This is a genomic window from Amycolatopsis sp. (assembly GCF_036008905.1).
In the GTDB taxonomy this organism is placed as follows: domain Bacteria; phylum Actinomycetota; class Actinomycetes; order Mycobacteriales; family Pseudonocardiaceae; genus Amycolatopsis.
Genome location: NZ_DASYMU010000010.1, coordinates 26387 through 41569, shown reverse-complemented (window position 1 = coordinate 41569; position 15183 = coordinate 26387). Strand labels below are relative to the sequence as shown.

Below are 15183 nucleotides of genomic sequence, written 5' to 3'. Positions count from 1 at the left end.
ACGGACAGCTCCGACAACGGCGTTTCAGGCGTCGAGATCCAGCTCGAAAACGTCACCAAGCGCTACCCCGGCACCCGCGAAGCGGCTGTCGACGACTTCTCGATGACAGTCCCCGCGGGCAAGATCGTCGTCTTCGTCGGCCCGTCCGGCTGCGGCAAGACGACCACCATGCGGATGATCAACCGGCTCATCGAACCGACGTCCGGCCGCATCACCATCGGCGGGGAGGACGCGCTCAAGCTGAACGCCGACACCCTGCGCCGCCGCGTCGGCTACGCCATCCAGCAGGCCGGGCTGTTCCCGCACTTCACCGTGGCGCAGAACATCGGCGTGGTCCCCGGCCTGCTCGGCTGGGACAAGAAGCGGGTCGATTCCCGCGTCGAAGAGATGATGGACCTGGTCGGCCTGGACCCCGCCGACTACTACCACCGCTACCCGCGTCAGCTCTCCGGCGGACAGCAGCAGCGTGTCGGGGTGGCTCGTGCGCTCGCCGCCGACCCGCCCGTGCTGCTGATGGACGAGCCGTTCGGCGCGGTCGACCCGATCACACGAGGGAACCTGCAGGACGAGCTGCTGCGCCTGCAGACCGAGCTCAAGAAGACGATCGTGTTCGTCACGCACGACTTCGACGAGGCCGTGAAGCTCGGCGACAAGATCGCGGTGCTCGGCAACCAGTCGACGATCCTGCAGTACGACACCCCGGACGCGATCCTCGCCAACCCGGCGAACGACACCGTCGCCGGCTTCGTCGGCGCCGGAGCCTCGCTCAAGCAGCTGACACTGCTGCGGGTGCGCGACGTCGAGATCACGCCGGCGCCGGTCACCGCGACCGTCGGTGAGTCACCCGCCCAGATCAAGCAGAAGATGGCCGACGCGAAGGTGTCCTTCGCGCTGATCCTCGACCAGCGCAACCGGCCCATCCGCTGGGTGCACATCCGCGAACTCGGCACGGCGACGTCGCTCGCCTCCGCCGGACGACCGGTCGGCGACTCGGTCAGCCTCCAGTCCACGCTGCAGGACGCGCTCGAGGCGATCCTCACCGAAGGCGGCAACGCCGTGGTGACCGGAAGCCGCGGTGAGTACGTCGGGACCATCGACATCAAGACGGTCACCGACACCATCCAGCAGCTGCGTGAAGAGCACGCCGACGACCACAACGGAGGTGTTACCGCGTGACGACAACCGTAGATACGGCGTTTTCCACCGAGTCCGGCTCCAAGCGCGCCGAGCGCATCCGGCTGTTCGCGCAGCCCGCGGTGGTCGTCATCGTGGTCGGTGCGGTGCTGCTCTGGGCGTTCACCGGCGAGATCAAGCCCAACGAGAAGGAAACGCTCAACGCGACGTCGCTGCTGACGGCGTTGGGCGACCATCTCCTGATCACCATCGTGGTGACCGCGATGGTCGTGGTCATCGCCGTGCCGCTCGGCATCCTGCTGACGCGGCCGGGGGCGAAATTCCTCGCCCCGATCTTCCTGGGCATCGCGAACATCGGCCAGGCCGCGCCCGCACTCGGTGTGCTGGTGCTGTTCTTCCTGTGGACTGGGTGGGACGGCCTGTGGGTCGCCGCCATCCCGCTGGCGTTCTATTCGCTGCTTCCCGTGCTGCGTAACACGATGGTCGGGCTGCAGCAGGTCGACCCGTCGCTCGTCGACGCCGGCCGCGGGATCGGCATGTCGTCGCAGAGTGTGTTGTGGCGCATCGAATTCCCGCTCGCCGTGCCGCTGATGCTGGCCGGGCTGCGGACTTCGCTGGTGCTGGCCGTCGGTACGGCGACGCTCGCGCAGTTCGTCAACGCCGGTGGTTTCGGCCTGCTGATCGACACCGGTTACAAGCTCCAGCTGAACAAGGTGCTGATCACCGGTTCCGTGCTGGCCGTCGGACTCGCTCTGCTGGTCGACTGGCTGGGCGCGATCGCGGAACAGCTCCTCGGACCGAAGGGACTTCGCTGATGACGCGGATTTCGCGCCGGATCAAGGCCCTCATCGGGGTCACGGCCGTGCTCGCCGGTTCGCTCGCCGGGTGCGGTTTGGACATCAACACCGCGCTGCCGTTCAAGGTGCTGCCCGGGACGATCCAGCCGATGGACGGGCTGAAGGGCCTGCCGATCACCGTGGGCTCCAAGGACTTCACCGAGAACATCCTGCTCGCGTACATGGCCGAGCTGGGGTTGTCGGCGGCGGGCGCGGACATCACGGACATGAGTGACATCAAGGGTTCCGTCAGCGCCCGGCAGGCACTCATCGCCGGGCAGATCGACATCACCTGGGAGTACACCGGCACCGGCTGGATCAACTACCAGGGCAACACCGACCCGATCCCCGACGAGCGTGAGCAGTTCGAAGCGGTGAAGAAGGCCGACGCCCAGCAGTACGGCATCGACTGGCTGCAGTACTCACCGCTGAACAACACCTACGCGTTCGGTACCACGGCGGCGTTCGCGGAGAAGAACAACCTGAAGACCAACTCGGATATGACGGCGTTCCTCAAGGAACACCCCGAGCAGGGCGTCTTCTGCGTGGAAACCGAGTTCGCCTCCCGCCAGGACGGCATGCCCGGGGTGCAGAAGACCTACGGGTTCACGCCCGCCGAAATCAAGACGTTCGGCATCGGGACGATCTACTCGTCGATCGCCAACGGCACCTGCAACTTCGGCGAGATCTTCACGACCGACGGCCGGATCGCCGGGCTGAACCTGCACGTGCTGGCGGACGACAAGAAGTTCTTCCCGCAGTACAACGTGGCCCCGACGCTGCGCTCGCAGTTCGTCAAGGACCACCCGCAGGTGCGTCAGGTGCTGGAGCCGATCGCCGCGGCGATCGACAACAACCAGATGATCGAACTCGGCAAGCAGGTCGACATCGAAGGCCGCGACCCGGGCGAGGTCGCCCGCGACTGGATGGTGTCGAAGGGCTTCGTGAAGGTCGGCTGACGCGCTATGAACGGACCTTTCCTAGCGTTTTTTGCGAGGAAAGGTCCGTTCATAGCACTTTGCTAGACCCCGAGCCGGTGCAGCAACTGGTCCTCGAGCTGTTCCAGCTCGGTGGCGACGGCTCGCGCTGTCGACTTGCGACGTGGGGTCGGCATCCGCTCCGACGCGCGGACGGACGCGGCGAGCTGCTCCAGCGTCGCCTGGGTGTCGTTGGCGAACTTGACGTCCGCTTCGGTGGCCTTCGCAGACTTCTTCAGCTCGGCGAGACCTTCGGACAGTCCGGAAATCCTCGCGTGCAGTGCGGCACCGCGGCCGGTGAACTCCCCGAGCCGTCCGACGTCGACGCCGAGCTTCCGTGCCTGGTAGCGGTCGTAGGCCTCCCGCATCTTGCCGGCGGCCTGGATCGCGAAGGGCGCGACGACCGGGATCACGACCGGCCCGACCACCTTCGCCACGCCGAGAGCGTTGCGTGCGTTCTTCGGGGTGAACCTGCCTTCCCCCGCGACCTTCTTCGCCTTGCGCACCATGGCTCCTACCTTCCCTGTCGGGTCGAACTTACTGGTCCCGAGCATGCTGGGCATGTCGGCGTGACCGAGAGCTTCTAAAGTGATCCTTATGGGTTCAGAGGTGTTGCTAGATGCGGGAGCGGTCACCCGCTGTCGCCGACGCGTGCATCTCGAGCACGATCCGACCATGCGGGAGACCCCGCTCCTGCCGCCGGACCCGGCCGCGGAGCAGCGGATAGCCGATGCCGCAACGCATCGGCTCGAAATCGCGAAGCGGCTCGCGGACGCGCAGAACGTGCCCGAGGGCGACTGGGTGACGATCAGCCGGGAGCAGCCGACCACCGATCGGGTCCTCGCGACCGAACAGGCGCTGGCCGACGGCGTGCCGTTCATCTGGGGCGCGTTGTTCGCGGTGGACCGGGTCGGCCATCGGCGCGGCGGGGTCGAGTTGCTGGTCAAGACCGAGCACGGCTATCTGCCGGTGCTGGTCGTCCGGCACCGCATCACCGATCGCGGTGCGGGCGCGGCGACCACGATCATGACCGACCTCGATCCGGCGCATCAGATTTCCGATCCTGCTCGAAAGGTCCGTTCGCAGCCGCGTGACCAGCTCCGGCTGGCGCATCTGCGGAAGATGCTGCAGTCGCTCGGCCACGCCGAGAAGCATCGCGCGCTCGGCGGGGTCATCGGCCTGGACGCCGACGTCGTCGTCTGGCATGACCTCGCGGCGCAGACCTGGCCCGGTGGCCGCAGCACGCTGGCTGAGTACGACAGCCGCTTCGCCGACAGGCTGGCCGTCGCCACCGCGGCCGCGAGCGGCGACGAGCCGCTCGCGCAACCGTCACGCATCCTGGAGTGCCGCCGGTGCCCGTGGTGGCCGACCTGCGAGACCGAGCTGAACCGCACGCGCGACGTCAGCCTGGTGGTGCGCGGAGAGGACGCTGGTGAGCTGCGCAAGGCCGGAATCTCCACAGTGGACGAACTGGCCGCGCTGAGCCCGGCCGACGAGCCGCCGATGACGTGGACGGCGGGCAACTTCACCGACGCCGTCGCGCTCGCGCGGGCGTGGCTCGCGGACCTGACCGTGGTCCGGCGCGTCACCGAGGTCGTCGTGCCGCGCGGGGATGTCGAGGTCGACGTCGACATGGAGAGTTTCGGCGAGTCCGGCGCGTATCTTTGGGGCTGTTTGTTGAGCGGCGCCGACATCGGGCTGGAGCACGGGTATCGCGCGTTCGCGACCTGGGATCCGGTGCCGACGACCGACGAAGCGCGGTCGTTCGCGGAGTTCTGGGCTTGGCTGAGCGATGTCCGCGCACGGACCGAAGCGGCCGGCCTGACTTTCCGCGCGTATTGCTACAACGCGATGGCGGAGAACCGGTGGCTGTTCGGTTCGGTCGAGCGATTCGGTACCTACCCGGGGATCCCGACCCGTGCGGAAATCGTGTCCTTTGTGGACTCCGAGGAATGGGTGGATCTGTTCCGCAGCGTTTCGGACCAGTTCCTTTGCGCGCAGGGCAAGGGCTTGAAGGTGATCGCGCCGGTCGCCGGGTTCACCTGGCGTGACCCGGAAGCCGGCGGCGAGGCGTCGATGGGCTGGTACCGCGACGCCGTCGGCATGGATGGTGAACTGCCCGACGACACCCAGCGCGAGCGGCTCTTGCAGTACAACGAGGACGACGTCCTGGCTACGCAAGCGTTGCGCAGCTGGATGTCCACCCGCGCGCAGACCGAGGTCCCGTTCATGGAGGACCTCTAGTTCACCTGTTTCGCGGGCCCGTTGACCTGCTGCAGTTCGTGCAGTGCCGCGGCCGGGTCGCGGAACAGGGCGGGATTGCGTTCGAGATGCGTGAGCTCGACCTGTGTCAGGTTGCGCACCACCGGCACGCCGTCGACCTTGATCAGCAGGACGGAACCGACCTGGATGATCGCGTTGGGCGCGCTGCCTAGCGCGGTGATCAGCTTGGCGACGGCGGCACCCTGCGCGGAGTCGACCTCGGCCTGGACGCGGTGGATCGTCTGCAGCTCCAGCGCGCGCTCGATCTTGGCCAGCCGTGAGGTGAATTCCGGTGCGGTGGCGGCTTTCTTGGCGCGTGCGGTGAACGCGCGGAACCAGGAACCGCGGATCGGCGGGAAGGTCTCGGCGATCTCCAGGTCGAACGCCGTCAGCAAGCCGATGAACGCGCGCTCGACTTCGAAATGGTCGATGTCGACGTCGATATAGACCGACGCGGGGACCGTCCGCCGGATCAGCTCGAGCGGGTCTTCACCCCAAGGCGAGCTGGCCAAGGCAGGTCCTCCTCCAGACGACGACTACCCACCTTGGCGCACCTCCGGGGAATGTGTCGACACATTCCCCGGAGTGGGCTAGCGCGGGGCCATGCGGAGGGAGCCGTCCATGCGGATGACCTCGCCGTTCAGGTAGTCGTGGTCGACGAGGCTCAGCGCGAGCTGCGCGTATTCGTCTGGGCGGCCGAGGCGCTTCGGGAACGGGATGCCGGCGGCGAGCTTCTCGCGGAACTCCTCGCTGACGGTCGCGAGCATCGGGGTGTCGATGATGCCGGGCGCGATGGTCAGCACGCGGATACCGTAGGACGCCAGGTCACGCGCGGCGGACAGCGTCAGCCCGACAACGCCACCCTTCGAGGACGCGTATGCGGCCTGCCCGATCTGGCCGTCGTAAGCGGCGACGGACGCCGTGTTGATGATGACGCCGCGAGCGTCGTCGACGAGCGGGTCGGTCTGGGAGATCGCCTCGGCGGCCAATGTCATGACGTTGAACGTGCCGATCAGGTTGATCTGGATGACCTTCGCGTACAGGTTCAGGTCGTGCTTGCCCTTTTTGGACAGGATCCGCGCGGCCGGGCCGATGCCGGCGCAGTTCACCACGGTCCGCAGCGGCACGCCCGAGCCCGCTGCCGTGTCCACCGCGGCCTGGACCTGGTCGGGGTTCGTCACGTCGGCCTCGACGTAGGTGACGCCGTCGACCTGCTCGGCCTTCTCGATCGAGCCCGCGAGGTCGAGCGCGAAAACCCGCGCGCCCTTCGCGGCCAGTGCCTTGGCGGTCGCGCCGCCCAGCCCGGAAGCCCCACCTGTGACGAGCGCGGCGGTGTCGGTGATCTGCATTGTTCTCCGGTTCCTTCCTGAGCTGGCCAATATTCGCCTTAGGTTAACGCTCGTTCGCGTCGCCGGGAGAATGAGACTCCTCACCCGTCGCGAGGAGTATTCGGGCCTGTCCGCTTCCGTTAGTGCTGCGGCCAACTCGGGCTGTCACCTTCAGCTCATGACCGCAGCTCGGATCGTGGTGGTGGGGACCGGATACGTCGGATTGACCACGGGAGCCTGCCTGGCAGGCCTCGGACATCAGGTCACTTGCGTCGACGTCGACGAGGCGAAGGTCGCGCGGCTCGCGGCCGGACGAGTGGACATTCTCGAACCGGGACTGTCCGAATTGGTCGGCCGTGGGCTGACCAGCGGCAGGCTCACGTTCGTCGTCGGGGCCAGAGAAGCCGTGCGGGACGCCGAGGGCGTGTTCCTCTGTGTACCGACGCCGATGGGTGCCGCTGGCGCGGCGGACCTGCGCGCGGTGGAGGCGGTGACGGCCGAGATCGGCGACGTCCTGCCGCCGCGCTGCGCGCTGATCACGAAGTCGACCGTGCCGGTGGGCACCTCGCGGCGGATCCGCGAGCTCGTCGGCCGCTCGGACATCCCGGTGGTGTCGAACCCGGAGTTCCTGCGCGAGGGCACTGCCGTCGCCGACTTCCTCGGCCCGGACCGGATCGTCGTCGGCTCGGACGACGAGGGCGCGGCGCGCTGGGTGGGCGAGCTGTACGCCGACCTCGCGGCGCCGACGGTCGTCTCCGACGCGGCGAGCGCGGAGCTGGTGAAGTACGCGGCGAACTGCTTCCTCGCGATGAAGCTTTCGTACGTCAACTCGATCGCGGAGCTGTGCGAACGGCTCGACGCGGACATCGACAAGGTCACCGAAGGCATGGGCCACGACCGTCGCATCGGCCGCTCGTTCCTGAAGCCGGGGCCGGGCTGGGGAGGGTCGTGCCTGCCGAAGGACACGCACGCGCTGCTGCGGATCGCGGAGTCGGTGAAGTTCGACTTCGGCATGCTCGGCGCCGCGATCGACGAGAACCTCGCGCAGCGGGACCGGATCGTCGCGAAGATCGCGGGCGCTGTCGGCGGCAGGCTCGCCGGGGCGCGGATCGGGCTGCTGGGGCTGGCGTTCAAGGCCGGGACGAACGACCTGCGCGACTCGCCGGCGCTCGCGGTGGCCTCGGTGCTGGGCGCGCTGGGCGCCGAGCTCACGGCGTACGACCCGGCTGTCGGCGGCGAGATCGCGGGCATGACCGTGGTCGACGACGCCTACCAGGTGGCCAAGGGTGCGGACGCCGTCGTCGTGCTGACGGAGTGGGACGAGTTCAAGCGGCTCGACTGGTCGTACATGGCCGAGATGATGGTCGGGGACACAGTTGTGGACACCCGGAATCTGCTGGATCCGCAGCTCATCCTGGGTGTCGGACTCTCCTGGCAGGGCATCGGCCGACCGAAGGCCTACTCAAAAGTCGTTAGCAACGCGTAGTATCGCCGGGTGTTCACGACCCGGCCGGAGCTATCCGGAACCCATGGCATGGTGGCGTCGACGCATTGGCTGGCTTCGGCCACCGGTATGGCGGTGCTCGAAAACGGCGGCAACGCCTTCGACGCGGCGGTGGCCGCCGGTTTTGTCCTCCAAGTCGCCGAACCGCATCTGAACGGCCCCGCCGGGCAGGTCCCGGCGATCTTCGTGACGGCCACCGACCGCACGCCGCGGGTCCTCGCGGGCCAGGGCGTCTCGCCCGCCGCGGCGACGCCCGAACACTTCGCCGACCTGGGGCTCGACCTCATCCCGGGCAGCGGGCTGCTCCCGGGAACGGTCCCCGGCGCGTGGGACGGCTGGCTTCTGCTGCTGCGCGACCACGGCACCAAGAGTCTGCGTGACGTCCTCAAGTACGCGATTTCCTATGCGCAGCACGGCGTTCCACTGGTCGACCGCGTCTCGGCGACCATCGAGACGGTGTCGGAACTGTTCAAGAACCACTGGAAGTCGTCGGCCGACCTCTGGCTCGTCGACGGCAAGCCGCCCGCCCCCGGCACGTTGCACCGCAACCCGACCCTCGCCGGGACCTGGGAGCGGCTGCTGTCCGAGGCCGAAGCCGTCACCGGCCGCGAAGCCCAGATCGACGCCGCCCGCCGCGCCTGGTCGCACGGTTTCGTCGCGGAATATGTCGACACTTTCTCCAAGCAGGCGTTCCGCGACGACTCCGGGCGTGACCACGCGGGCCTGATCACCGGCCAGGACATGGCGAACTGGGAAGCGACCTACGAGGACGCGCTGATCACCGACCTCGGTGACTGGAGTGTCGTCAAGCTCGGCCCGTGGACACAAGGCCCCGCGCTGACTCAGCAGTTGTTGCTGCTGGACGGTTTCCGCGACGAACTGTCCTATGTAGACGGACTGCCGACGGCTCGCACCGTCCACCTCGCCACCGAGTGCGCGAAGCTCGCCTTCGCCGACCGCGAAGCTTGGTACGGCGACTCCGACGTCCCGATGGACGCCCTGCTCTCGGCCGAGTACACCGCCCAGCGCCGCGCGCTGATCACTGACGAAGCCAGCGCCGAACTCCGCCCTGGCTCGCCCGGCGGCGTCGCGCCGAAACTGCCCGCGATCCTCGAACGCCTCCGCGGACTCCAAGCGGGCTCCGGCGCCACCGGCGAACCGACCGTCGGCCCGACCGGTGAAACCCGCGGCGACACCGTGCACATCGACGTCGTCGACGCGGCGGGCAACATGATCTCGGCGACGCCGTCCGGCGGCTGGCTGCAGTCCAGCCCGACCATCCCCGAGCTGGGCTTCTGCCTCGACTCGCGCGGGCAGATGTTCTGGCTCGAACAGGGCCTCCCGAACTCGCTGGCGCCCGGAAAACGGCCCCGCATCACGCTTTCGCCGTCGATGGCCCTGCGTGGCGGCGAGCCGACGATCGCCTTCGGCACGCCCGGTGGTGACCAGCAGGACCAGTGGCAGCTGTGCTTCTGGCTCGCGCACACCCTCGCCGGGCTGAACCTGCAGGAGTCGATCGACGCGCCCAACTGGCACACCACCGCGTTCCCGAGCTCGTTCTACCCGCGCTCCTGGACGCCACGCGAACTCGTCGTCGAGTCGCGCTTGGGGAAGTCCACAATGGACGAACTGGGCGAGCGTGGGCACAGCGTCGTCGATGCGGGCGAGTGGGCGCTTGGCCGGCTTTCGGCCGTTTCGCGCGACCCGGCGACCGGCATCCTGCGCGCCGCCGCGAACCCCCGGGGCATGCAGGGCTACGCCGTCGGCCGCTAGGTGTATTGCCGTGTCTGGCAAATCAAGTTCGCGGTCTAACCACCTGGATCACGAAGCCCATCGAACAGATTTACCAGACACGACCTAGGCCCAGGGCGAGAGGTCGAGCTCCGGGTAGCGCAGCGCTGTTCCGGCGAGGGCTTCGGGCGTCCAGAACGAATGTCCGGGCGGCGGGAAACCGAACAAGGCCAGCTGATGCGGAGTCGCCCGCCCGACGAATCGGTACCAGGCCGGTTCGTGGCTGCGCTCGGCCCACGCGTGGCGCTGCGCCCACTCGGCCGCGGCGGGTCGGTAGTTGAGGTGCATGGTGTACCTCGCGCCACCCGGTTGAGCCATCGCGGTGCCGCGATGGAACGTGTCGAGCCCAAAAGCGACGACCGTTCCCGCGGGCCCGGCGGCCGAGACCTCGGCGTCGTACAGCGCCGAGTTGTCTCCGTTGGCGACGAAATCGCTCTCGCTGTCGCCGAAGCGCGGGAACCAGTTAGGCGTGGCGGGCAACTGGGTGGCGGGAACCAGATGCGGCGGGCCGAGCGCTTCCGGCACGTCGACCAGGTAGACGAACATCTCCACCTGCCGGAACGTGCTGCTGGGCACCACGATCGTGTGGTTGAGATAGTCGCGGTGCAGGTCCTGGTCGTAGTCGGCGGCGCCGGTGTACTTCGCCCACGACTCGGCCGAGTAGATGCGCAGGTCTTCGCCGAGCAGGGTCTCGGCCAACCCGACGATCTTGGGATGCACGGCCAGCAGGCTCAGTTCCGTGCTGGCGAAAGGAAATCCGTCGATGCCGTTGAACTCGTCGTCGAGAAAACGCGCACGACGTGGGTCGCTGCCGTCATGGAAGCCTTCGGCCGAAGGGAACATCTTCCCCAGTTCGGCCTGGGCCGGAGCCAGTTCTTCGGCGGACAAATAGCCGGGAAGAACGACGAACCCGTCCGTCTCCCATGTCTCTGCGATCCCCATCGCACCACCATGCGGCGGGCCGCCGGGCCCAGGCAACCGATTTATCGTGGCGGGGTCGTGACGTTGAGGGAGGTCCAGCCGCCACCGACGGCGAGGAGTCGTAGGACACCCTGCGCGTGGTCGGCGAAGCAGGCGAGGTCGGCGTGCAGGAGAGCGGTGCGTTCCTCGTCGAGTGGGTAGGTGTCGTCCGACCACAGCTCCATCGGCGTGGCCGCCGCCACGACCATCGACTGCAACAGCCCGACGATCTCGGCCGACTTCTCGGCGCCCGGCTCCGCGAGGAAGTCCGACTCGATCTTGTCGCAGAGCGAGAAGAGCTCGCGGAGCCTGCGGAGGGCGTCGGCCGGGGTGCCGTCCCAGGTCGCGTCCGGCCAGATCTGGGTGCTCAGCTCGAGCCACAGCCGCCAGCCCGCGGTCAGTTCGGCGTCACTCCTCGGCGTCCAGCACGACTCCATCGTCCTACTATGTCACTCCCCGATTTGCTCCCACAGCCAGAACTCGATGCCTTGATTATCAACACAATCCGCTGTCATCCCGTACGACTCGTGCTCCACCTCGCCGGCCTGGCCACCTTGCGCGCGGACCCGCTCCAACGCCGAGGTCAGGTCGTCGACGGCGTACATCAGTTTCCACCCGATCTGGCGGCCCGGACCGCCCCAGAGCCCACCCTGCAGGCCGTTGCCCTCGACGCCCCAGGCGCCCTCAACGCGGCCCGGCGAGAACTGCCAGCCGAGCACGGCACCGTAGAACGCCTTCGCGGGTTCGGCCGCGGGCACCTGGAACGTGAAGTACCCGGCCTGGCCGTGCCGCACAGTGTCGGTGCCCGCGCGCGGAGCGGCCTGTGCCACCAGCCAGCGCTGTCCGAACGGATCGCGGAACGAGCCGCCGCGCCCGTACGAAGACTCGGTCACCTCTCGGATGACCGTGGCCCCGCGCTCGACAGCCCGCGCCATCGAACCGTCCACATCGGACACTTCGACGCGGATCGACGCGCCGCCGTTGGTCGCGGCGACATGGCCGATCTCGGGGTGTTCCTCGGCGAGCATCAACACGGTGTCACCGATGGCCAGCTCGGCGTGCCCGACCTTGCCGTCCGGCATCACGATCGGCTCGCCGCGGCGGGTCGCGCCGAACACGTCGACGTAGAAGTCGAGCGCCGCGCGGGCGTCGGACACGGCGAGGTACGGCGTCAGGGAACGGGTTTGGGCTTGGACTGCTTCGGTGGTGGTCATCTGGTCTCCGTTCAGTACCAAGCGGCGCAGGTTGTCGCGCAGCTCGGCGGCGAAATCGGGGTCGGGGCGGACGGCTTCCCCAGGCCGGCGGAGGGCGTCGAACGGATCAGTCATTGCTCCCCCTTCTCCTGGTAGGCCTTCCGGAAAGCGGCGCGAGCGCGCACCAGCAACGCTTCGGTGGCGTGCACGGTCCGGTCGAGATGCGCGGCGACCTCGGGCACGCCGAGCCCGTCGACGTAACGCAAGGTCAGTGCCGCCTGGTGATGCGCGCCGAGCGACCCGAGCACTTCGCGAGCGAGGATCGCGTCCAGCTCGCCGTCCCACGGATCGACGGTTTCGGGTTCCGACTCGTGCACCAGCCGCAACCCACGCTCCTCACGCTCGCGGCGGCGCCAATGGTCGGCGAGCTTGTGCCGCGCCACGCCGATCAACCACGCGACGCTCACCGGCGCTGCCGACTTCCGGCACGCGCTCACCGCGCCCAGGAACGTCTCGGACGTCAGTTCCTCGGCGAGCGTGCGATTGCCGCACCGGGACAGCAGGTACCCGTAGACCTCCGGAAGCGCCGACTCGTACAGGTCGAGCACCGCGAAGGCCGGGTCCGGCCGCACCCGAGGTTCGCTCACACCCTCATCGTCGTCCGGCGACCCCCTTTTCCGACGGACAACCCCAGATAATTTTCCGGACCACTCGCCTTCACGACCACTCGCTGCGCGACTGGTCGTGAAGGCCTTCACGGACCGTTAGCGCGGGTCGGGGAGGGTGCGGGCGAGGAGGGCGACGCCGAGCGAGAGCACTGCTTGGATGCCGATCACGAGGACAAAGGCGCCTTCGATACCCAGCGAGTCCGGCGCGCTCAGGGAGCCGAAAAGGCTTCCGAGGGTGGCGACGCCGAGCGCCAGGAACGTCTGCTGAGTGGTGGTCAAGACACCACTCCCGACGCCCGCGAGCTCGGTCGGCACCTTCGAGAGCACCACCCGGAACAGCGTGGTCATCGCCATTCCCTGACCGATACCGCAGATCAGCATCCCGGGCGCGAGGTCGAGGACGTTCAGGTCCGGCCAGGCCAGCCGGATCGACAAAAGCATCACCAGCAACCCCACCACCTGCGTGAACAGTCCGAACGACACCACCCGCTGACCGAACCTGGTCACCAGGCGGCTGCTGATCAACGACGTTGCCAGGAAGCCGACGGCCATCGGCGTCAGCGCGGCGCCGGAGGCGAGGGGGCCGAGGTGCAGGCCGTCCTGCAGGGTCATCGCGACGACGAACATGAAGCCGCCGAAGCCGGTGAAGAACGGCGCGCCGACGCCGAGGCCGCGGCGGATGCTCGGCATCTTCAGGATCGACGGCGGCAGCAGTGGCACACCACCGGCCCGTTCGAGTCGCCGCTCGACGTGAACGAACCCGGCGAAGGCGAAGGGGAAGAGCGCGAGCAGCACGATCGTCCAGGTGGGCCAGCCGAGGGCACTGCCTTCCATCAGCGGGATGAGCAGCGACAGCAGTGAGATGCCGAGCAACGTCGTGCCGAGGTGGTCGACGCCGAGCGGGTTCGCGGAGCGCGTCTCCGGCAGGGTCCTCTTCGCGAGGAACAGGCCCAGCAGGCCGATCGGCACGTTGATCAGGAAGATCGGCCGCCAGCCGGTCCCGGCGATGTCCGCCGCGACGAGCACGCCGCCCAGCAACTGGCCGATGAACATGGAGATCCCGGCGGTCGCGCCGTACATGCCCAGCGCCTTCGAGCGCTGTTCGCCGCTGGTCGTGGCCTGGATGATGGAGAGGACCTGCGGCAGCATCAGCGCGGCCGACGCGCCCTGGGCGGCCCTGGCGACCACCAGCATTTCCGCGGTCGGCGCGATGCCGCAGACCAGCGAAGTGATCGTGAACGCCGTGAGCCCGGCGATGAAGAGCTTGCGGCGCCCGAAGGCGTCGCCGAGCCGTCCGCCGACGACGAGCAGGACGGCGTAGGTGATGCCGTAGGCGGCCACCACGAGTTCGAGGGTGGGCGTCGAGGCGTTGAAGTCGGCATCGATCGTCGGCAGCGCGACGTTGACGATGAAGAAGTCGATCAGGGGAAGTGCTGCCCCCAGCAGCACGGTCACCAGGCCGGCAGGGGTAAGCCCCGGCCTGACTGACTGCGGCGCGGCGAGGGTGGGTGCCGCTGTCTGAGTCGTCATGAGTACTAGGTTCCACGCTCATTTAACCTGGTACCAGGAGTCTGTTTATCCGGGTACCACGACTACCTGGTAATAGGCTCGCGGACGTGCGACCCTGGGACCATGACCGCTGTCCTGCAAGATCCCGCCGCCGTGCGCCGCCACGAGCTGGCCGCCTTCCTGCGCAGCCGCCGCGAGCGCATCACGCCGGAGCAGGTCGGGTTGCCGTTCGCCGGTCGACGCCGGACGCCGGGCCTGCGCCGCGAAGAGGTCGCGCAGCTCGCCGGGGTCGGGGTCACCTGGTACACCTGGCTCGAGCAGGGCCGCGACATCAACGCCTCCGAGCAGGTGCTCGACGCCATCTCGCGGACGCTGCGGCTCGACCCGTACGAGCACTCGCACCTCTTCACCCTCGCGGGCGCGCCCGAGCCGCCCGCCGAAAAGGAATGCCGGTCCATCTCGCCGTCGATCCACGTGATGATGCGCCAGCTCGAACCGTTCCCCGCCATGGTGCGCAACGCGCGCTGCGACATCCTGGCCTACAACCGTGGCTACGACTGGCTGATGGGCGACGTCGACGCGATCCCGTTCGAGGAGCGCAACTCGTTGCTCCAGTGCTTGACCAACCCGGAATGGCGCAAGCGGCTGCCGGACTTCGACACCAACGCGCCGCGGATGGTCGCGGGCTTCCGCGCGGCGATGGCCGAGCATGTCGCCGAGCCGGCGTGGAAATGCCTGGTGAAGCGGCTTCGGAAGGAATCGCCGGTGTTCGAGCGGCTGTGGAACCAGCACGAGGTCACCTCCGAGCGCATCCGGACCAAGCGCTTCGAGCACCCGGACGTGGGGCTGCTGCGGTTCGACTTCGCGTACCTCTACTTCGGCCCGCGCTCCGAAATCTCGCTGGCCGCCTACACCCCGGCCGACGAGGAAACCGCGTCGAAGCTGCCGGTCTTCGGCTAGCGCCGCGTACGTCGGGTGTCGTAGCCCGAGAGCCGCTTCGCGACGGACGCGAATGTCACCT

15 protein-coding genes are annotated in these 15183 nt (G+C 68.2%); 7 read left to right on the top strand and 8 right to left on the bottom strand.

Translation table 11 applies throughout. The features are described 5' to 3' along the window. Positions 1–36: 36 nt before the first annotated feature. The 3 genes from VGP60_RS01555 to VGP60_RS01545 are packed head-to-tail and all read left to right on the top strand — an operon-like array spanning position 37 to position 2929. The gene (locus VGP60_RS01555) at positions 37–1176 is read left to right on the top strand and encodes an ATP-binding cassette domain-containing protein (RefSeq protein ID WP_327546018.1); all 1140 of its coding nucleotides are present in this window, start codon (positions 37–39) and stop codon (positions 1174–1176) included. Further along, positions 1173–1949 (top strand): ABC transporter permease, encoded by a 777-nt coding sequence (locus VGP60_RS01550; RefSeq protein ID WP_327545992.1) that lies wholly within the window; start codon positions 1173–1175, stop codon positions 1947–1949. The genes VGP60_RS01555 and VGP60_RS01550 overlap by 4 nt, the downstream gene beginning before the upstream one ends. After that, positions 1949–2929: a glycine betaine ABC transporter substrate-binding protein gene (locus VGP60_RS01545; RefSeq protein WP_327545991.1), complete on the top strand. Its 981-nt coding sequence runs from the start codon at positions 1949–1951 to the stop codon at positions 2927–2929. The genes VGP60_RS01550 and VGP60_RS01545 overlap by 1 nt, the downstream gene beginning before the upstream one ends. 62 nt (positions 2930–2991) lie before the next feature. Here the strand turns inward: VGP60_RS01545 and VGP60_RS01540 are convergent, their stop codons facing one another. Further along, positions 2992–3456 (bottom strand): DUF6474 family protein, encoded by a 465-nt coding sequence (locus VGP60_RS01540; RefSeq protein ID WP_327545990.1) that lies wholly within the window; start codon positions 3454–3456, stop codon positions 2992–2994. Between the two features lie 88 nt (positions 3457–3544). Here VGP60_RS01540 and VGP60_RS01535 point away from each other — a divergent pair, with 88 nt between their 5' ends. Beyond that, on the top strand, positions 3545–5191 hold the full coding sequence (locus VGP60_RS01535; RefSeq protein WP_327545989.1) for a TM0106 family RecB-like putative nuclease: 1647 nt from the start codon (positions 3545–3547) through the stop codon (positions 5189–5191). On the opposite strand, the gene VGP60_RS01530 is transcribed toward VGP60_RS01535, so the two are convergent. Continuing rightward, a complete protein-coding gene (locus VGP60_RS01530) occupies positions 5188–5721 on the bottom strand; it encodes a hypothetical protein (RefSeq protein ID WP_327545988.1) in 534 nt (177 codons plus the stop codon). The genes VGP60_RS01535 and VGP60_RS01530 overlap by 4 nt on opposite strands. A gap of 78 nt (positions 5722–5799) precedes the next feature. After that, positions 5800–6558: an SDR family NAD(P)-dependent oxidoreductase gene (locus VGP60_RS01525; RefSeq protein WP_327545987.1), complete on the bottom strand. Its 759-nt coding sequence runs from the start codon at positions 6556–6558 to the stop codon at positions 5800–5802. 157 nt (positions 6559–6715) lie between these two features. On the opposite strand from VGP60_RS01525, the gene VGP60_RS01520 reads away from it, so the two are divergent. Both VGP60_RS01520 and VGP60_RS01515 read left to right on the top strand, forming a co-directional pair. Beyond that, positions 6716–8023, top strand: a complete 1308-nt coding sequence (locus VGP60_RS01520) for a UDP-glucose/GDP-mannose dehydrogenase family protein (RefSeq protein WP_327545986.1) — start codon at positions 6716–6718, stop codon at positions 8021–8023. Between the two features lie 9 nt (positions 8024–8032). Next, the gene (locus tag VGP60_RS01515; RefSeq protein ID WP_327545985.1) at positions 8033–9814 is read left to right on the top strand and encodes a gamma-glutamyltransferase family protein; all 1782 of its coding nucleotides are present in this window, start codon (positions 8033–8035) and stop codon (positions 9812–9814) included. A gap of 84 nt (positions 9815–9898) precedes the next feature. On the opposite strand, the gene VGP60_RS01510 is transcribed toward VGP60_RS01515, so the two are convergent. From VGP60_RS01510 to VGP60_RS01490, 5 genes are all read right to left on the bottom strand, one after another. Further along, on the bottom strand, positions 9899–10774 hold the full coding sequence (locus VGP60_RS01510) for a phytanoyl-CoA dioxygenase family protein (protein WP_327545984.1): 876 nt from the start codon (positions 10772–10774) through the stop codon (positions 9899–9901). 41 nt (positions 10775–10815) lie between these two features. Further along, positions 10816–11229 (bottom strand): hypothetical protein, encoded by a 414-nt coding sequence (locus VGP60_RS01505; protein ID WP_327545983.1) that lies wholly within the window; start codon positions 11227–11229, stop codon positions 10816–10818. A 12-nt stretch (positions 11230–11241) separates the two neighbouring features. Further along, complete coding sequence (locus VGP60_RS01500) at positions 11242–12120, bottom strand: VOC family protein (protein ID WP_327545982.1); 879 nt, start codon at positions 12118–12120, stop codon at positions 11242–11244. After that, positions 12117–12632 carry a sigma-70 family RNA polymerase sigma factor gene (locus tag VGP60_RS01495; protein WP_327545981.1) on the bottom strand — a complete coding sequence of 172 codons (516 nt, stop codon included), beginning with the start codon at positions 12630–12632 and terminating at the stop codon, positions 12117–12119. The genes VGP60_RS01500 and VGP60_RS01495 overlap by 4 nt, the downstream gene beginning before the upstream one ends. 117 nt (positions 12633–12749) lie before the next feature. Continuing rightward, positions 12750–14183, bottom strand: coding sequence for an MFS transporter (locus VGP60_RS01490; RefSeq protein WP_327545980.1), 1434 nt, complete (start codon positions 14181–14183; stop codon positions 12750–12752). Positions 14184–14285: 102 nt separating this feature from the next. Between VGP60_RS01490 and VGP60_RS01485 the strand changes: the two genes are divergently transcribed. After that, positions 14286–15122, top strand: a complete 837-nt coding sequence (locus VGP60_RS01485; protein ID WP_327545979.1) for a helix-turn-helix transcriptional regulator — start codon at positions 14286–14288, stop codon at positions 15120–15122. Positions 15123–15183: the final 61 nt, after the last annotated feature.